At 59.3% G+C, this 16,913-nt stretch carries 17 protein-coding genes and 1 tRNA gene; 12 read left to right on the plus strand and 6 right to left on the minus strand.

Features of this window, described 5'->3' with window-relative positions:
* Nucleotides 1-59 precede the first annotated feature (59 nt).
* From M2397_RS12055 to M2397_RS12090, 8 genes are all read left to right on the plus strand, one after another.
* Nucleotides 60-551 (plus strand): translation initiation factor 2, encoded by a 492-nt coding sequence (locus M2397_RS12055; RefSeq protein ID WP_131699726.1) that lies wholly within the window; start codon nucleotides 60-62, stop codon nucleotides 549-551.
* Between the two features lie 162 nt (nucleotides 552-713).
* Entirely contained in the window at nucleotides 714-968 is a 255-nt protein-coding gene (locus M2397_RS12060) for a YkgJ family cysteine cluster protein (protein ID WP_017527406.1), read from the plus strand.
* Nucleotides 969-1,009: 41 nt separating this feature from the next.
* A complete protein-coding gene (locus tag M2397_RS12065) occupies nucleotides 1,010-1,615 on the plus strand; it encodes an START domain-containing protein (protein WP_259243256.1) in 606 nt (201 codons plus the stop codon).
* Between the two features lie 103 nt (nucleotides 1,616-1,718).
* Nucleotides 1,719-1,955, plus strand: a complete 237-nt coding sequence (locus M2397_RS12070) for a hypothetical protein (protein ID WP_048731221.1) — start codon at nucleotides 1,719-1,721, stop codon at nucleotides 1,953-1,955.
* A 213-nt stretch (nucleotides 1,956-2,168) separates the two neighbouring features.
* Nucleotides 2,169-2,510: a ribonuclease E inhibitor RraB gene (locus tag M2397_RS12075; RefSeq protein WP_015885395.1), complete on the plus strand. Its 342-nt coding sequence runs from the start codon at nucleotides 2,169-2,171 to the stop codon at nucleotides 2,508-2,510.
* A gap of 456 nt (nucleotides 2,511-2,966) precedes the next feature.
* Nucleotides 2,967-4,376 carry a circularly permuted type 2 ATP-grasp protein gene (locus tag M2397_RS12080; RefSeq protein WP_131699724.1) on the plus strand — a complete coding sequence of 470 codons (1,410 nt, stop codon included), beginning with the start codon at nucleotides 2,967-2,969 and terminating at the stop codon, nucleotides 4,374-4,376.
* A gap of 4 nt (nucleotides 4,377-4,380) precedes the next feature.
* Nucleotides 4,381-5,331 carry an alpha-E domain-containing protein gene (locus M2397_RS12085; protein WP_053139428.1) on the plus strand — a complete coding sequence of 317 codons (951 nt, stop codon included), beginning with the start codon at nucleotides 4,381-4,383 and terminating at the stop codon, nucleotides 5,329-5,331.
* Nucleotides 5,328-6,131: a transglutaminase family protein gene (locus M2397_RS12090; protein ID WP_131699723.1), complete on the plus strand. Its 804-nt coding sequence runs from the start codon at nucleotides 5,328-5,330 to the stop codon at nucleotides 6,129-6,131. Before M2397_RS12085 ends, M2397_RS12090 begins: the two co-directional genes overlap by 4 nt.
* 28 nt (nucleotides 6,132-6,159) lie before the next feature.
* On the opposite strand, the gene M2397_RS12095 is transcribed toward M2397_RS12090, so the two are convergent.
* The gene (locus M2397_RS12095) at nucleotides 6,160-6,966 is read right to left on the minus strand and encodes a cytochrome c (protein ID WP_131699722.1); all 807 of its coding nucleotides are present in this window, start codon (nucleotides 6,964-6,966) and stop codon (nucleotides 6,160-6,162) included.
* A 649-nt stretch (nucleotides 6,967-7,615) separates the two neighbouring features.
* Between M2397_RS12095 and M2397_RS12100 the strand changes: the two genes are divergently transcribed.
* The 3 genes from M2397_RS12100 (at nucleotide 7,616) to M2397_RS12110 (ending at nucleotide 11,802) form a co-directional block, all read left to right on the plus strand.
* The gene (locus tag M2397_RS12100) at nucleotides 7,616-8,821 is read left to right on the plus strand and encodes an acetyl-CoA C-acetyltransferase (protein WP_259243260.1); all 1,206 of its coding nucleotides are present in this window, start codon (nucleotides 7,616-7,618) and stop codon (nucleotides 8,819-8,821) included.
* A gap of 16 nt (nucleotides 8,822-8,837) precedes the next feature.
* Entirely contained in the window at nucleotides 8,838-10,982 is a 2,145-nt protein-coding gene (locus tag M2397_RS12105) for a 3-hydroxyacyl-CoA dehydrogenase NAD-binding domain-containing protein (RefSeq protein WP_259243261.1), read from the plus strand.
* A 94-nt stretch (nucleotides 10,983-11,076) separates the two neighbouring features.
* A complete protein-coding gene (locus M2397_RS12110; RefSeq protein WP_131699719.1) occupies nucleotides 11,077-11,802 on the plus strand; it encodes an amidotransferase in 726 nt (241 codons plus the stop codon).
* Here the strand turns inward: M2397_RS12110 and M2397_RS12115 are convergent.
* The 3 genes from M2397_RS12115 to M2397_RS12125 form a co-directional block, all read right to left on the minus strand.
* Complete coding sequence (locus tag M2397_RS12115) at nucleotides 11,799-12,770, minus strand: magnesium and cobalt transport protein CorA (protein ID WP_131699718.1); 972 nt, start codon at nucleotides 12,768-12,770, stop codon at nucleotides 11,799-11,801. The genes M2397_RS12110 and M2397_RS12115 overlap by 4 nt on opposite strands.
* Before the next feature lie 139 nt (nucleotides 12,771-12,909).
* Nucleotides 12,910-13,632: a 1-acyl-sn-glycerol-3-phosphate acyltransferase gene (locus M2397_RS12120; protein WP_259243263.1), complete on the minus strand. Its 723-nt coding sequence runs from the start codon at nucleotides 13,630-13,632 to the stop codon at nucleotides 12,910-12,912.
* A gap of 212 nt (nucleotides 13,633-13,844) precedes the next feature.
* Entirely contained in the window at nucleotides 13,845-14,537 is a 693-nt protein-coding gene (locus M2397_RS12125; RefSeq protein WP_259243265.1) for a crotonase/enoyl-CoA hydratase family protein, read from the minus strand.
* A 336-nt stretch (nucleotides 14,538-14,873) separates the two neighbouring features.
* Here M2397_RS12125 and M2397_RS12130 point away from each other — a divergent pair.
* Nucleotides 14,874-14,963, plus strand: a tRNA-Ser gene (locus tag M2397_RS12130).
* A gap of 85 nt (nucleotides 14,964-15,048) precedes the next feature.
* Here M2397_RS12130 and M2397_RS12135 read toward each other — a convergent pair.
* Together M2397_RS12135 and M2397_RS12140 are read right to left on the minus strand one after the other, a co-directional pair.
* Nucleotides 15,049-15,318: a short-chain dehydrogenase gene (locus M2397_RS12135; protein ID WP_167656069.1), complete on the minus strand. Its 270-nt coding sequence runs from the start codon at nucleotides 15,316-15,318 to the stop codon at nucleotides 15,049-15,051.
* A gap of 527 nt (nucleotides 15,319-15,845) precedes the next feature.
* Entirely contained in the window at nucleotides 15,846-16,886 is a 1,041-nt protein-coding gene (locus M2397_RS12140) for a DMT family transporter (protein WP_259243266.1), read from the minus strand.
* Between the last annotated feature and the right edge of the window lie 27 nt (nucleotides 16,887-16,913).

Consider the following 16,913-nt stretch of genomic DNA (forward strand, 5'->3'; position numbering starts at 1 on the left):
TGTCATGCCGCGCACAACAAGCGAGCATATGGCCCTCTGCCGTTAATGCTGTAGGCAATATGACCTCGATTGTTCGCGCTGCTTTGGTGGTTGGCCTGTTGAGCCTGTGTAACGTCAGCACAGTGCTGGCGGCGGCACCCGTGGCTGAAAACAAGCCTGCTGCCGATACCCAGCAGGATGCCCCGGTAAAAAAACCAACCTCCGCCAAGCAAGCCCCCGTCGCGAAGAAGCCAACCACCACGGCGAAAAAACGGGCGTCGACGGCGAAAAAATCCAAGTCAGCCCAGGAAGTGGCGCAAACCAAGCTGCCACCGGCACAGTTGGATTTGTCCCTGCCTTCGGACATGGTCAGGCATCTGCAGCCCTTAGGTACCATGCCCAAGCCCAAAAGCGTGCCGTTGTTGCCGCCGATGTTCGGTGAAAAGCCCACCGACAACAGTGCGTTCCAGATCAACGGCCGTTTGCTCAGCAATGAGATGAAGCTGCAATTGCGCAACGAAGAGCGCCGTGAAGTGGAAGGTGCTGCTTTGGAGTTCGAGTTCAAGCAGTAAACTTTTTCCTAAGAAGTGACGCAGGCCATCGACCATCTGTCGCAGACTGATCGGTCACTTTTGTTTTGTGCGAAAAACCCCTGTTAGACCATTTTAAAACGGCTGTTTAAGGGCGTACTCTAGCCCGGCCATCCCTATTGAGTCGTCGAGGACCTGCTGGTCATGAATTGCCGTGAAGGCTGTGGCGCCTGCTGCATCGCCCCCTCCATCAGTTCGCCCTTACCCGGAATGCCCAATGGCAAACCGGCGGGCGAACGCTGCCTGCACCTGTCGGTCGAACAGTTGTGCCAACTGTTCGGCCAACCGGAGCGCCCGGCGGTGTGCAGTGATTTCAAGGCGGATATCGATGTCTGCGGCACCGACCAGGCCGATGCGATCCGGTTGATCGGCTGGTGGGAGCAGATGACGGCGGCTTGATGGGCTTTACTATTGGAACTTCAACAATAAGGAATAAAACAATGGGTTCGCTGAAACGACTGGCTGTGCTGTGCGGTTTTACGCTGTTATTTACTGCCACTGCCCAGGCTGAGGATTGGCAAGTCGCCAAGGATGAAGACGGTATCAAGGTGTCCCTGAGCGAAGTCGCCGGCTCCAAATACAAGGCGTATCGCGGTGTGACCGTGATCAAGGCGCCTGTCGCCAAGATCCAGGCCCTGCAGGAAGATGTGGTCGGCGCCTGTTCGTGGATTCATGAGTGCAAATCCCAGAAGCTGGTCGACAAGAAAGGCGATGAGGCCTGGACCTACACCCAGTTCAAGGCGCCGTTCCCGGTGACCGATCGTGATTCGTACATCCATGTCACCACCACCAAGGACGCCGACGGCAGCGTGACCCGCAAGTTGCAGGGCGTGCCGACCTACAAGCCCGAAGAAAAAGACTACGTGCGTGTCGCCCAGGTCGAGGGCTTCTGGAAACTGGTGCCTAAAGGCGCCAATGAGACCGAAGTCACCTACCAGGTACACACCGAGCCAGGCGGCAGCGTGCCGTCGTGGTTGGCCAACAAGTTCGTGGTGGAGGCGCCGTTCAACACCTTGAAAGCCTTGAAAGAACACGCTGAAAAATAAACGCAGTTGATCCGGTGCCTCCTGACCTGAGTGGAACGTTTGCCGAGCCCTCAAGGTCCAGATAGTTGTGAACCCACACACGGGTTTTATCGAGGAGGCACCGATGCAAAAGTGGCAGATTACCTTCGTTGATGATCACGGCGTACAGTCCGTGGAGCAGTTCACCTGCGAGCAGAAGCCCAGCCTCGAAGATGCGGCACACATGATTCGCAACAAGTTGGTGCCGGTGGCCGCCGAACTGGACCTCAATGATCTTGAGGGGCGCAAACCCGAGCCAACGGTCAAGATCCTCAAAGATCAGAACAGTATTCAAATCCTCGACATCTCTCCCGCCGCCTGAATATTCCCTGTATGCCATTCAAGCACCTCTGGTGGAGGTGATAGCTTCGCGCTACTCTGCAAGTGAGATCAGCGAATGAATCGCTAAGGTCTGGTCTTGTCAGCTACATGCTTGTTTTCCCGTGGTGATGTTGTTGCCGTGGTACCCGCGCCGTCAGCGCGCGGGCTTTGGGAAGCACGGAAAGTCTATCCATCGGTTTGAGGAGGACGTTTCATGAGCACAGCCTATCAAGAAGACATCAGCACCAACGTTCTGCGCCGCATGAAAGAAGGCGGCTTCGACTTTTCACGTTTCCACCCCATTGAGTTCTACGCCATTTTCCCGGATGAGGAACGGGCGCGCAGGGCTGCGGGTGAATTTCGTGGCGAGTCCCTGAATGCCCAAGTCAGTGCGCGCGACGATGGCGCCTGGTACTTGGAACTGAGCAAGATCATGTTTGCAACCTACGACGGCATAGGAGACTTCGAGCAAGACTTTGAAGCGGTGGTTGAGCCGCTGGGAGGGATCATCGAAGGATGGGGCGTCAAGCAGGAGGTGCGTGGGTTACCCATGTAGCGCGACTGTATGAGCAACGCAGCGTATCGGCTGACCTTAGGGTCGGCCGATTTTGTATGGGCTGCGTGAAGGTTTGCGGAACTTGCGCTGCCCTTTCTTGCACCAAAAAAAAAGCCACCCGAAAAGGGTGGCTGAAAGGGAAGACCGTAGGAGCCGGTCAGTACACGAGCCTCAAGGTACCGAGTGCGGGATGGGTAAGGCTGTAGGACGTGTCCTGTTCAACTGATGGGGCCGATTATCCGCAGGCTTGCGTGGGCAGTGAAATCAACTCTGACTATGCTGTTGATAGCCAAAGCTTGCATTGCCATGAAGCGTGCAGCAGTGCAGTGGGGATTCTGCGCACCAGGACGGTGCGATCAGGTCTTTGCTTATATTCAACCCACTGATTTTTAAGTGTTTATGCCGCTGGCACGGGCCTTGCGATGGTTCTTGCGTCCGGGTGACAAGGAGTACGGCATGATCCGCACTTATTACGACGAAATGTACGATGGGGCAGGGCAGGTTCGCCCTCACTACCGCGAGTTCGCCCGCTGGTTGTCCGAAACCCCCGCTGAACTGCTGGCCCAGCGCCGGCGCGAAGCCGACTTGCTGTTTCACCGCGCCGGGATCACCTTCACGCTTTACGGGGACGAGCAGGGCACCGAGCGCCTGATTCCTTTTGACACCATCCCTCGCAGCATTCCCGCCAGCGAATGGCGAATGGTCGAACGTGGCTGCATCCAACGGGTCAAGGCGCTGAACATGTTTCTCGCCGACCTCTATCACGACCAACGCATCATCAAGGCCGGGATCATTCCCGCCGAACAGGTGCTGGCTAACGAGCAATACCAGTTGGCGATGCAGGGGCTGAACCTGCACCGCGATCTGTATTCCCACATCTCCGGGGTCGACCTCGTACGCGATGGCGACGGCACCTACTACGTGCTGGAAGACAACCTGCGTACACCCAGCGGTGTGAGCTACATGCTCGAAGACCGCAAGATGATGATGCGCCTGTTCCCCGAGTTGTTCGCCGCTCAGCGTATCGCGCCGATCGACCATTACCCCAACCTGCTGCTCGATACCCTTAAAAGTGCCAGCCCCCTGGATAACCCCAGCGTGGTGGTACTGACCCCGGGGCGCTTCAACAGCGCGTTCTTTGAGCATGCGTTTTTAGCCCGGGAAATGGGTGTGGAGTTGGTGGAAGGCGCCGACCTGTTCGTGCGCGACGACCGCGTATTCATGCGCACCACCGACGGCCCCAAAGCCGTGGACGTGATCTACCGTCGCCTTGACGACGCATTCCTCGACCCGCTGGCGTTCAACCCGGACTCCATGCTCGGCGTGCCCGGCCTGCTGGCGGCGTATCGCTCGGGCAATGTGGTGCTGGCCAATGCCATCGGCACCGGGGTAGCGGATGACAAGTCTGTGTACCCCTTCGTCACCGAGATGATCCGTTTTTACCTGGATGAAGAACCGATCCTGCAGAACGTTCCCACCTTCCAATGCCGTAAGCCCGACGAATTGTCACACGTGCTGGCCAACCTGCCGGACCTGGTGGTGAAGGAAACCCAGGGCTCCGGCGGCTACGGCATGCTGGTGGGGCCGGCGTCCACGGCCGCTGAAATCGAAGCCTTCCGCGCCCGCATCAAGGCCAAGCCCCACGCCTATATCGCACAGCCAACCCTGTGCTTATCCACCTGCCCGACCTTTGTCGAAAACGGCATTGCGCCGCGCCATATCGACCTGCGCCCGTTCGTGTTGTCCGGCAAGGAAACCCGGGTGGTACCCGGCGGCTTGACCCGTGTCGCGCTGCGCGAAGGGTCGCTGGTAGTCAATTCATCCCAGGGCGGCGGCACCAAAGACACCTGGGTGGTCGAGGACTGATGCCATGTTGAGTAGAACTGCCTCGGATTTGTACTGGATGTCGCGCTACCTGGAACGCGCTGAAAACCTCGCGCGCATGCTCGATGTCAGTTATTCGCTGTCGCTGATGCCCCAGGACGGGCGCGGTGATGGCCTGCATGAACTGGCCATGCCGCTGTTGATCACCGGCACGCTGGATGATTATCGCGAGCGCCACGGTGAATTGCATGCCGAACGCCTGTTGCATTTTTTCGCACTGGATGCGGCCAACCCGGCCAGTATCTACAGTTGTCTCGGCGCCGCGCGGGCCAGTGCCCATGCCGTTCGTGGGCGAATTACCGCGGACATGTGGGAAAACATCAACGCCACGTGGCTGGATATTCGCGAAATCTCACAGCAGGGTCTCAGCCGCTACGGCATGAGCCGGTTTTGCGAGTGGGTCAAGGAGCGTTCCCATCTGTTTCGGGGGGCGACCTACGGCACCATCATGCGCAATGACGCCTTTCGTTTTATTCGGCTGGGTACGTTTATCGAGCGCGCCGACAACACCCTGCGCCTGCTGGATGCGCGTTATGAAATGGCCGGCGACCAGGCCGACGCCGTCACTGATGGCACCGCCCACGCTTACTATCAATGGAGTGCCTTGCTGCGCGCGTTATCGTCGTTCGAGGCCTACACCGAGATCTACCGGGACGCCCCAGGGGCCCGACAAGTCGCGGAACTGTTGCTGTTGCGCGCCGATGTACCGCGCTCGCTGCGAGCCTGCAGCGAAGAGATCGACCAGATCCTTGCCAGCCTGCCCGGTATCAACGGCCGTCCGGCCCAGCGCCTGGCCGCCGAGATGGACGCGCGCCTGCGGTTTACCGCCATCGATGAAATCCTCGAGGAAGGCCTGCACGCCTGGCTGACCGACTTTATCCCCTTGGTTCGCCAGTTGGGCGACGCCATCTACAGTTCCTACCTGGAGGCTGCATGAGACTCTCCATCAGTCACGAAACCACTTACCACTACGACGACCAGGTACGCGCCAGCATCCAGTACCTGCGCCTCACGCCCCACGACAGCGAGCGCCAGCATGTGCTCAGTTGGCAACTGGACCTGCCACGCCCGGTGCGCGCGCAGATAGACCCGTTCGGCAACATCCTGCACGTGCTGACCCTGGACGAACCCCACGACGCGATCATCATCGGCGCCCGTGGCCAGGTGGATATCGATGAGCTGCGTGAGGCTGAACACGAGAGCCAGTCAGCCTTTCCGTTCCTGCGCTGTACTCGCCTGACCGAGCCCGACGAAGCCCTGCGCGCCTTTGCGCAACAGCATTGCCACCAGCGGCGTGATCGCACCGCGTTGATCGACCTGATGCACGCCCTCAACCAGTCGATGGTCTACACGCCGGGTGCCACCGAAGTCGACACCTGCGCCGCCCAGGCCTTCGCTGGGCGGGCGGGGGTGTGCCAGGACCATACCCATGCGTTCCTGGCCTGCGCGCGCAGCCTGGGCATTCCTGCGCGGTATGTGTCGGGGTATTTGTACACGGAAGACAGCACCCACCTGGCCAGCCACGCCTGGGCCGAAGCCTGGCTGGATGACGCCTGGTACAGCTTTGACGTGACCAACCAACTGGCCCGGCCGGAGCGGCATTTGAAACTCGCTGTGGGCCTGGACTACCTCGACGCTTGCCCGGTGCGCGGCATGCGCCGTGGCGGTGGGCATGAGCAGATGCACGCCAAGGTGTTCGTGGCGCCGACGCCGGTGGTCCTGGTCCAGCAGCAATAACCCGCTCGCCACAGAGATTAAGGTGGGGTCAGTGTTGTTGTTTACGCCCCGCCATATGCTTCAAGTACCCCACCAGCAACTCCAGCTCGCTGTCAGGCAACACACTGGCGGCGAACGCTGGCATCTTCGCCTGCGGCCAGTGCCTCAGGCTCTGCGGGTCGCGGATATAGCGCTTGAGGAAGTCGCCGCTGAAATATTCCGTAGGGTTGTAGGGAACATTCAGGTCGGGTCCCACCTGTGCATCGCCGGCGCCATTGAGGCGGTGGCAGGCCAGGCAGTTCTTCTGGAACAGCGCAAAGCCCTGGTTGACCGGATCATCGACCGCCAATGTCGGGTCGGGCAACAACGCGGGAAAACGTTCAGCTACGGTCTTCAACTGCTTGATCGCGGAAATCTGGAACGGCCACTGCTCCGGGCTGATATGCCCGGCCTGCGGATCGGTCCACACCAGGTAGAACGGCCCGGCACTCGGCTTGCCGTCTGCCAATGGGGGCCACGGGTGGGCCGGGTCTTCCACGGCCAGCCAGGCGCGGGCGCCGTTTTTTTGCAGCAACGGTGCGGCCGTCAGTTCCGCGGCGAATCCATCCAGGGCAACGGCTTGCAGATGGTTATCGGGCTGGATATCCGGTAGGAGCACTGCCAGCGGGACTGCGCGATAGGTCATGTTGCGCTTGTAGGAAACGTCATCAACGACCTGCACTGTCTGCGCGTCCGGATGCTTGAGCAGGTCAGCGGTTTGCCACGTCTTGCGCGTGTGATCCAGCTCGACGGTCAATTGCGCCGCCGAAGCGGGCAGGGCGAGCAACACGGCTAGGAATGCGAAGATCGGTTTCAAGGCGGCGGCCCCGTATTAAGTGGCGATAGGGCTCACGATACCGGAAAAACGCGGGTAAAAAGGCAGCCCCTGCAACAGGATCGCTATGCACGAAGTCCCGGCAGGTGCTGCCAAAAGCAGTAATCCTGATGCAATAAGTGCACAGAATGGAGGGGGCGGACCTTTACCCAATAACCTTGGTCAGGTTGGGCAAGATCAGAATCAGGGTGGTGGCGAACAGAATAAGTCCCGCCTGACGTACTTTCGAATGTTTGAACATGGCTGACTGCCTTTTGTTGTTATTCCTGAGCGTCAAATGCGTGCCGGTGTATTTCAGTATCGCAACGTGACGTGTCGCTTTTCTTACAGCTGCTCCAGCAAAACCCGGCAGCAACTTCTTACTGATTGAACCTTAGAGCCCTCGTTATGCGCCGCTTAGACCCATTTCATATCACTTAATAAGTATTTCTACTTAAAAAGGCATGAGGCATAACGCCATCTTGGCGCCAATGCCTTGGCTAGACAGCTAAAACGATTAATCAGGCAATTACCTTAGGTCCCTACCGTTCGTCCGAGCGTGGCGGTCAAAAGCAATGAGCGCATCCGTCATTGAAACCGTGTCAATCGGGCCTAAGGTAAGGGCACACATGCACAGCGGTTCGAGGACGTCATGACCCAAGCTTTGATCTTTGATGCGATACGCACGCCCCGCGGCAAGGGCAAGGCCGACGGCGCCTTGCACAGCGTCAAGCCGGTAAACCTGGTGGCGGGCTTGCTCACCGCGTTGGCGCAACGCAATGACCTCGACACCCAGCAGGTGGATGACATCGTGCTCGGCTGCGTTACCCCGGTGGGCGATCAGGGCGCCGACATCGCCAAGACGGCTGCCCTGGTGGCGGACTGGGCCGTCAGCGTTGCAGGGGTACAGGTCAACCGCTTCTGCGCCTCGGGCCTGGAGGCGGTCAACCTCGGCGCGATGAAAGTGCGTTCCGGCTTTGAGGACCTGGTGGTGGTCGGCGGCGTGGAGTCCATGTCCCGCGTGCACATGGGCAGCGATGGCGGCGCCTGGGTGCTCGACCCGCAAACCAATATGCATAGCCATTTCACGCCCCAGGGCATTGGCGCCGACCTGATCGCCACCCTGGAAGGTTTCACCCGTGAGGATGTCGATAGCTTTGCCCTACAGTCTCAGCAGAAAGCCGCCAGGGCGCGTGCAGATGGGTCCTTCAACAAGTCGTTGATCGCCGTGCAGGACCAGAACGGCATTGTGCTGCTGGACCATGATGAATTCATTCGCGCCGACTCCACCCTCGAAGGCCTGGGCAAGCTCAAGCCCAGCTTCGAAATGATCGGGCAGATGGGCTTCGACGCCACCGCATTGCGGGTCTACAGCCATGTGGAACGCATCCATCATGTCCACACACCGGGCAACAGCTCCGGCATTGTCGACGGCGCCGCATTGATGTTGATCGGCTCCGAAGCGAAGGGCCGCGAACTGGGCTTGCAACCTCGGGCGCGCATCGTCGCCACGGCCGTCACCAGCACCGACCCGACCATCATGCTCACAGGCCCGGCGCCGGCAACCCGCAAAGCGCTGGCCAAGGCCGGTTTGCGCGTAGAAGACATCGACCTGTTCGAGGTCAACGAAGCCTTTGCCTCGGTGGTGCTCAAGTTCATCAAGGACATGGGTATCGATGCCGCGCGCGTCAACGTCAACGGCGGCTCCATCGCCATGGGCCACCCGCTGGGCGCCACGGGCTGCGCGATCCTCGGCACCCTGCTCGACGAACTGGAGGTGCGCCAGCAGCGCTACGGCCTGGCCACTCTGTGTGTCGGCGGCGGCATGGGCATCGCCACCATTATCGAACGTCTCTGAGCCCAAGGAATTTGTCATGACCGATGCCATTCGTTACGAAAAAGGCCAGGACCAGATCGTGGTGCTGACCCTCGACATGCCCGGCCAGAGCGCCAACACCATGAACGCCGTGTACCGTGAGGCGATGGCGGCCACCGTCGCACGCCTGCAAGCGGAAAAGGACGGCATTGCCGGCGTGGTTATCACCTCGGCGAAGAAGACTTTTTTCGCCGGCGGCGACCTCAATGAACTGATCAAGGTCGACAAGGCCCACGCCAAGGATTTCTACGACAGCGTCCTGGTGTTGAAGGCGCAACTGCGCAGCCTGGAAACCCTCGGCAAGCCGGTGGTGGCCGCCATCAATGGCGCAGCCCTCGGCGGTGGTTGGGAGATTTGCCTCGCGTCTCACTACCGCGTCGCGCTGGATGACAAGTCGGTGCAGCTCGGTTTGCCGGAGGTCACCCTTGGCCTGCTGCCAGGCGGCGGGGGCGTGGTGCGTATGGTGCGCATGCTGGGGCTGGAAAAGGCTTTGCCGTATTTGCTCGAAGGCAAGAAGGTCCGGCCACAGCAGGCCCTGCAAGCGGGACTGATCGATGAGTTGGCAGCGGATCCTACTGAACTGCTGGCCAAATCCCGCGCCTGGATTCTCGCCAATCCGCAGGCCAAACAGCCGTGGGACAACAAGACCTATCAGATCCCCGGCGGTACGCCGTCCAGCCCGAAAGTTGCGCAAATGCTCGCCATCGCACCGTCGATTTTGCGCAGTAAAACCCATGGCTGCTTCCCGGCCCCGGAAAAAATCCTCTGCGCCGCCGTGGAAGGCGCGCAGGTGGACTTCGATACCGCGCACCTGATTGAAACCCGCTACTTCACCGAATTGGTCACCGGGCAGGTGGCGAAAAACATGATGGGCACCTTCTGGTTCCAGCTCAATGAAATCAACGCCGGCAGCTCGCGGCCTCAGGGCTTTGCGCCTTACGTGACACGTAAGGTCGGAGTGCTCGGCGCCGGGATGATGGGCGCCGGTATCGCCTATGTCAGCGCCTGTGCGGGCATCGATGTCGTGCTCAAGGACATCAACCTGGCAGCCGCCGAGAAGGGCAAGGCACATTCGGCGGCGCTGTTGGACAAAAAGGTCAGCCGTGGGCAATTAACCGCCGAGGAGCGCGAAACCACCCTCGCGCTGATTCATCCTACTGCTTCAGATACTGATCTGGTCGGCTGCGACCTGATCATCGAGGCCGTCTTCGAAGATCGTGAACTCAAGGCCAAGGTCTCGGCTGCCGCACACAGTGTGGTCGGCGCCGACGCGGTCATCGCCTCCAACACGTCCACCTTGCCCATCAGCGGCCTGGCCACGGCGGTGCCGGATCAAGGCAAGTTCATCGGCCTGCATTTCTTCAGCCCGGTGGACAAGATGCCCCTGGTGGAAATTATCAAGGGCGCCCGCACTTCGGACGAAACCCTGGCCCGGGGTTTCGATTTCGTCCTGCAGATCAAGAAAACTCCGATCGTGGTCAACGACAGTCGTGGGTTCTTCACCTCGCGGGTGTTCGGCACTTTCACCCATGAAGGCATCGCCATGTTGGGCGAAGGCGTGGCTGCGCCGATGATCGAGACTGAAGCGCGCAAGGCAGGTATGCCGGTAGGGCCGTTGGCGGTGTCCGACGAAGTGTCCCTCAGCCTGATGAGCCATATCCGACAGCAGGCTGCCAAGGATCTGCAGGCGGAAGGTAAAGCAGTGCCGAATCATCCGGCGACGCTGGTAATTGATCTGTTGGTGAACGAGTACAAGCGCGCGGGCAAGGCGGCGGGGGGCGGTTTCTACGAGTACCCGGCGGGCGGGCAGAAGCATTTATGGCCTGAGTTGAAAGCGCGCTTCGAGCGGGCCGACCAGCAGATTTCGGCGCAGGATGTGCGCGACCGTTTGCTGTTTATCCAGGCCATCGAGACCGTGCGCTGCGTGGAGGAGGGCGTGTTGATGTCCACCGCGGACGCCAACGTGGGGTCGATCTTCGGGATTGGCTTTGCCGCCTGGAGCGGTGGCGCGTTGCAGTTTATCAACCAGTACGGCCTCAACGACTTTATCGCCCGCGCCCGCTACCTGGCCGAACAGTATGGGGAGCGGTTCTCACCGCCGGCGTTGCTGTTGGAGAAAGCTGCGCAGAACACGACCTTCTGACGGTTTTGGGTATGTACAGGGCTTGCCTTGTCAGGGTATTTCAAGGCAGGCTCTGGGGTGTGCATTATTCCCATCACCGTGTCAGGTATTTTTTATGTCGCTACGCGTCTGTATCCTGGAAACCGATATCCTGCGTCCAGGCTTGATCGATCAGTACCAAGGGTATGGGCAGATGTTCAAGCGCCTGTTCTCCAAGCAGCCGATTGCCGCCGAATTCGTTGTGTACAACGTGGTGCAGGGCGAATACCCGTCGGACGACGAAGTGTTCGATGCGTACCTGGTGACCGGCAGCAAGGCCGATTCCTTCGGCACCGACCCCTGGATCCAGACCCTCAAGACCTACCTGCTCCAACGCTATGAGCGCGGCGACAAGTTGCTGGGCATCTGCTTCGGCCACCAATTGCTGGCCCTGCTGCTGGGCGGCAAGGCCGAGCGCGCGGGGCAGGGCTGGGGCATGGGCATTCACGACTACAAACTCGATGCCAAGGCACCGTGGATGAGCCCGGAAGTGCCAGAGCTGACGCTATTGATCAGCCATCAGGACCAGGTCACCACCTTGCCGGACAATGCCACGGTCATCGCCTCCAGCGAATTCTGCCCGTTCGCCGCCTATCATATCGGCGACCAAGTGCTGTGCTTCCAGGGGCATCCGGAATTTATCCATGACTATTCCCGCGAGTTGCTGGAGATTCTTCAGACAACCCTGGGTGAAAAAATCTACACAAACGGCGTAGCCAGCCTGGCGCGCGACCACCACGGCGTGACCGTGGCGGAATGGATGATGCGCTTCGTGGCGCACAAGCCTGAGGCCCGGGTTTAAAGCCAGCCCGAGCGCTTGAAACTGGCCCACAAGCCCGTGCAACCGAACGCAATAAACCCGAGCACCGCAAAATAGCCGTAGTGCCATTGCAGCTCGGGCATGTTCTGGAAGTTCATCCCATAAATCCCCGCCACTGCGGTGGGGAACGCCAGGATCGCCGCCCATGCGGCAAACTTGCGCTGCACCACGCTCTGGCGCGAGGCCTCCAGCAATACACCGATCTCGATGGTCTGGCTGGCGATGTCGCGCAGGGTGGTGAGGTCTTCCATCTGCCGCGTTACGTGGATCTGCACGTCACGGAAATACGGGCGCATGTTCTTGTCGATAAACGGGAAGCTCAGCTTCTGCAGCTCCTGGCTGATCTCCACCATCGGTGCCACGTAACGCTTGAGCCGCAGCACATCGCGGCGCAGGCCATGGATCTTCTGGATATCGCGCTCGCTCAGCGAGCTGCACAGCACGTTGTGCTCCAGTTCATCGATCTCGGCGTGGATCGCCTCGCTGACCGGCTGGTAGTTTTCGGTGACGAAATCCAACAGGGCATACAGTACGAAATCTTCCCCATGCTCCAGCAACAGCGGGCGCGCCTCACAACGCTGGCGCACAAAACCGTAGGACGCCGAGTGACCATTGCGTGCGGTAATGATGTAGCCGTTGCCGGCGAAGATATGGGTCTCGATAAACTCCAGCTTGCCGTTCTCGCGCACCGGTGAATAGGTGACGATAAACAGCGCATCACCGAAGGTTTCCAACTTGGGGCGGCTGTGTTTTTCCAGGGCGTCTTCGATAGCCAGTTCATGCAGGTTGAACTGGCGTTGTAGATTGGCCAGCTCCTGGGCGTCGGGCTCTTCCAGGCCGATCCACACAAAGTGCCCGGGTTTGGCGGCCCAGGCCGCGCCTTCGTCGAGGGTGATATCAGTGACTTTCTTTCCGGCGCTGTACACGGCGGCCGCAACAACTCTACCCATGGTACTGATCACTTCTTATTAGGAGGACAGGTGTTGGGCAGCTTAGCTTGAATGACGTTCCGTTGCGGCGTTTGCAGGTGCTCGCTTTTTGTGACGAGCAAGCTTGTTTGCGATGGGGGCCAAGCCCCCCAGAAGGGGTTCAGGCGGATTGCACTTCGCGATCCATGGCTGCAATGCACTCATCCATCTGCGCCTGACAGGTCTGCATCAACTGCGGGATGTCATCCGAAGTCAGGCCCACAGTAGGAATCGGCGGCAATGAGCGTATGAGCACATCACCGCTGTTCCACCGATTGAGCTTCATATGGGTGACGTAATTGCTGACACACACCTGCACGATGGGCACGCCAGCGGCGATGGCCATATGAAACGCGCCTTTCTTGAACGGCAACAGGCCTTTGCCCAAGTTGCGCGTGCCTTCCGGAAACACCCAGATCGACGTGTCCTGATGCTGCAACGTATGAGTAGTGGTGAGCATCGCGCGACGTGCCTTGTGCGCATTGCCGCGGTCGATCAGCACATTGCCCGCCAGCCAGAACAACTGGCCGAACAGCGGTACCCATTTCAGGCTCTTTTTGGCGATACACACGGTGCGATGGGGCACCACGGTGCCCAGCACAAACAGGTCATAGTTGGACTGGTGGTTAGCGATGATCACGCACGTGCCGGGCTTGTTGCGCAGGGAGTCGACATCGGTCTTCACCTTCAGCCCCAGAATCCACATGGCCGGCAGCGCATAGAGGCGCGCGCATAAACGACTGTTGTCCGGGTTGAACGGTCGGCAGGCCCCGAGCAGAACGCCCAGTACACCGGCGACCATAAAGTGCAGGCCCATCAACAGCATACGTAACAGAAAAAGCATCGACACGGCCCATCGTGACAAAAGGTGGCGCAGTGTACGGATGTGCACTGTATTCGGCAATTGCCCCTAAAGAGGTAGGAGATGGGCGATGTTTAAGCACATGTTTCAACATGTACCGACATAGGCAGGCTAGAGCGGCTAAAGATGTTTCGGATTCATGTGTAAGAAAAAGCCCGACGCAAGGTCGGGCTCTGATGTTTCGGTTGTAGGGCTTAACTCAGGATATGGCCCTGATCCTGGATGATTGCTTCATCCAACGCCTCCAGCAGCGCCTTACGCACCTTCAGCTTGGTGTGCTTATGCGCATTCATATTCAGTTTCTTCAACTGACGTGCCGCTTCCAGCGCCGCCGCCTGCAGCTCTTCAGGTGCCACCACCTTGTCGAGGAAGCCGGCCTGCAACGCGCCTTGCGGGTCAAACATCTCGGCATTGATCACCGACCGATGAAACGCCGATTTACGCAGACGGTCCCGCGCCAACTCGATACCGGCGTGGTGCATGGTCATGCCGATCGCCACCTCATGCAGGCCAATGCTGAACGGGCCTTCCACCCCAATCCGATAATCTGCCGACAACAACAGGAACGCACCCTTGGCCACCGCATGCCCAGGGCACGCCACAATCACCGGGAACGGGTGCGACAACAGGCGACGCGCCAACGTCGAACCCGACGTCACCAGGCCGATGGCTTCTTTAGGGCCGGCCGTCATCACCTTCAAGTCATAACCACCCGACAGAATCCCCGGCGTGCCGGTGATCACCACCACCGCCCGATCTTTCTCGGCCTGGTCCAGCGCTGTATTGAACGCACTGACCACATCCGGAGAAATGGCATTCACCTTGCCGTTGCTCAGGGTCAGGGTCGCGATACCGTCTTCGAGGTGGTAAGTAATCAACTCACTCATGACGCGGTTCCTTGTAGGATTTGTTATAGAGAGGCTGTTTATAGCGGCGCATGCGCAGACGTTACCCACCACGCCCGCCCTGGTAAAGCGCCGTGACTGACTGCCCAGTCAGACTTTCCCCGCAGAGTGAACGCTGCAAGGCCTGAGGCAGGGCGCAACACCCGCCCCAGACGCAGGCCGCCCATGCCCAAGAATGGCAGAATCACCACCCCTTGCCGGGCGACTACCGGCATAGCCGTCTAACCGCATGAAAATTCTGAAAAAAACCTTTGCCATCAGAAAGGCTTTCGACTACATTAGCGCGCCTCGACAGACTGAACTGGTTTGACGAGATACGGTGAAGTGTCCGAGTGGCTTAAGGAGCACGCCTGGAAAGTGTGTATACAAGAAATTGTATCGAGAGTTCGAATCTCTCCTTCACCGCCAAATTCGATGTAAACAAAACCCCTGGTTTCGAGAGAACCCAGGGGTTTTGTGATTTCTGGGGTTTGAAACACTAACCTAATTCAAATCATTTGCTTGGTGTATCCATCCTACGCGCTATGACGTCCAGCAAGTCACACCCATCGCGTAACGGGATTGAGCACAGTAAGGCAAAATCGCTGAGTACGACCGCATCGCTATTTATTTCGCCGCGCAGCGCAAGGTTCTCTAGGACCTGTGTCACGGCACGAAGTCGATAGGTCGCGGCGTCGAGGAGGATTTCCAGTGGTGCGGTTGTATCGACAAAAAGAGCAGGAGTGGCGCTATCGTTGCTGGTGAGGGCCATGTATTGGTTCATGAGTGACTCCATTAAGACAAATATAAAAACAACGAAGCCTTTTCACGCTAAACCGTTAACGGGAATAGCGTGGACAATGACCTCGTCTACGTTCCGTCTTGATTGTCCTCGAGTCGCCAAACCCGGTCGCCATATCAGCGACCGAGGGACTATAGGCTGGGCGGTTTTGAAGTGGGAGAGTGGCGCTTCTGAGAGCTTTGTAGGAAGTTGCTCAAATCTATTGCTGCTGTGCAATACATCTCTTATCAAACTTAAAATAACTTACTGATTTTTAAGATTTAATATTTCACCCTAAAGTCTTGAGCCTTGCATAAGCAATTTCGGGCGACCGCATTCCTGTGGCGAGCGGGCTTGTCCCGCGTTGGGCTGCGCAGCAGCCCCAAAACCAGGCGCAGAGGAGTGCCTGATACACCTCATTCGTCTTCATCAGGGGCGCTTCGCACCCCAGCGCGGGGCAAGCCCGCTCGCCACAGAGGTCCCAGTTTGCTGCGCGACAGCGCTACGTCGAAGAGGTAGTGGGGCCTCCCTCAATGCCTATGCCGATGATGCACATCCGGAAAGTGCGCATGGCTATGTTTCATCGCACTGTGCGTATGCACATGACTGTGCGGCACCTTCGGATCCCACTCAAACCCATGCTCATGCTGATGATGTTCATCATGCACATGCCGATGCCCGTGTTCCGTCGCGTCATGCTGATGTTCATGGGCATGCCGTTCCGTCAGGTGCAGCCAAACGCCCACGGCCATCAACGCCGATGCAATCCAGAAAGCCAGTGTCACTGACTCACCCAACATCAGCACCGCAATCGCGGCACCCAGGAACGGCGCGGTGGAAAAATAGGCTCCCGTGCGTGCACTGCCCAGTCCGCGCAGCGCCAGTACGAACATCACCAGGCTGATGCCATAGCCCAGAAAACCAACCAGCAAGATAGGCGCCAGCTGCGCCATGCCCGGGATCTGCGCCCCTAGATAAAGCGCCAACCCGCCATTCACCAGCCCCGCAATCAACCCCTTGGCCCCGGCGATAAACAGCGCGTCCGACGCAGACACTTTGCGTGTCAGGTTGTTATCGATTCCCCAGCACAGGCACGCCACGGCAACCGCCAGCGGCCCCGCCCAATCGTGGCTCGTGCCACCGCCGTCGGCCCCTGACAACACCACGCCGCCCAGCACGATGGCGATCATCCCCAGGACGATGCGACGGTCGGCGTTTTCCCTGAACACGACCCAGGCGATAACGGCGGTCAGCACCGATTCCAGGTTTAGCATCAGGGAGGCGGTTGCGCCGGCGGTGCGGGTCAGGCCGAACATCAACGCGACCGGCCCGAGGATGCCCCCGAATGCGATGGCGCCGAGCAGCCAGGGCCATTCCGATGGGGTCAGTCCGCTGGGTTTCCAGCCACGATCACGGATCAGGCGCACGCCGGCGAGGCCGACGCCGCTGCCGAGGTAGAGCAGGCCGGCGAGCAGCACGGGCGAGAGGCCCAGGCCGAGGTTTTTAGCGAGTGGGGTGCTGGCGCCGAACAGCGCGGCGGCGGCGAGTGCGTAGAGGATACTGAGGTTCATGGGCCGTCCTCGAAAGGTCGGCCCATG

Source organism: Pseudomonas sp. BIGb0381 (genome assembly GCF_024809815.1).
Classification (GTDB): Bacteria; Pseudomonadota; Gammaproteobacteria; order Pseudomonadales; family Pseudomonadaceae; genus Aquipseudomonas.

Coding starts and splice junctions, on each gene's coding strand:
- M2397_RS12105 (WP_259243261.1), top strand. CDS start 8,838: ATGACCGATGCCATTCGTTACGAAAAAGGCCAGGACCAGATCGTGGTG.
- M2397_RS12125 (WP_259243265.1), bottom strand. CDS start 14,537: ATGAGTGAGTTGATTACTTACCACCTCGAAGACGGTATCGCGACCCTG.
- M2397_RS12100 (WP_259243260.1), top strand. CDS start 7,616: ATGACCCAAGCTTTGATCTTTGATGCGATACGCACGCCCCGCGGCAAG.
- M2397_RS12140 (WP_259243266.1), bottom strand. CDS start 16,886: ATGAACCTCAGTATCCTCTACGCACTCGCCGCCGCCGCGCTGTTCGGC.
- M2397_RS12055 (WP_131699726.1), top strand. CDS start 60: ATGACCTCGATTGTTCGCGCTGCTTTGGTGGTTGGCCTGTTGAGCCTG.
- M2397_RS12090 (WP_131699723.1), top strand. CDS start 5,328: ATGAGACTCTCCATCAGTCACGAAACCACTTACCACTACGACGACCAG.
- M2397_RS12060 (WP_017527406.1), top strand. CDS start 714: ATGAATTGCCGTGAAGGCTGTGGCGCCTGCTGCATCGCCCCCTCCATC.
- M2397_RS12085 (WP_053139428.1), top strand. CDS start 4,381: ATGTTGAGTAGAACTGCCTCGGATTTGTACTGGATGTCGCGCTACCTG.
- M2397_RS12070 (WP_048731221.1), top strand. CDS start 1,719: ATGCAAAAGTGGCAGATTACCTTCGTTGATGATCACGGCGTACAGTCC.
- M2397_RS12115 (WP_131699718.1), bottom strand. CDS start 12,770: ATGGGTAGAGTTGTTGCGGCCGCCGTGTACAGCGCCGGAAAGAAAGTC.
- M2397_RS12075 (WP_015885395.1), top strand. CDS start 2,169: ATGAGCACAGCCTATCAAGAAGACATCAGCACCAACGTTCTGCGCCGC.
- M2397_RS12065 (WP_259243256.1), top strand. CDS start 1,010: ATGGGTTCGCTGAAACGACTGGCTGTGCTGTGCGGTTTTACGCTGTTA.
- M2397_RS12110 (WP_131699719.1), top strand. CDS start 11,077: ATGTCGCTACGCGTCTGTATCCTGGAAACCGATATCCTGCGTCCAGGC.
- M2397_RS12135 (WP_167656069.1), bottom strand. CDS start 15,318: ATGAACCAATACATGGCCCTCACCAGCAACGATAGCGCCACTCCTGCT.
- M2397_RS12080 (WP_131699724.1), top strand. CDS start 2,967: ATGATCCGCACTTATTACGACGAAATGTACGATGGGGCAGGGCAGGTT.
- M2397_RS12120 (WP_259243263.1), bottom strand. CDS start 13,632: ATGCTTTTTCTGTTACGTATGCTGTTGATGGGCCTGCACTTTATGGTC.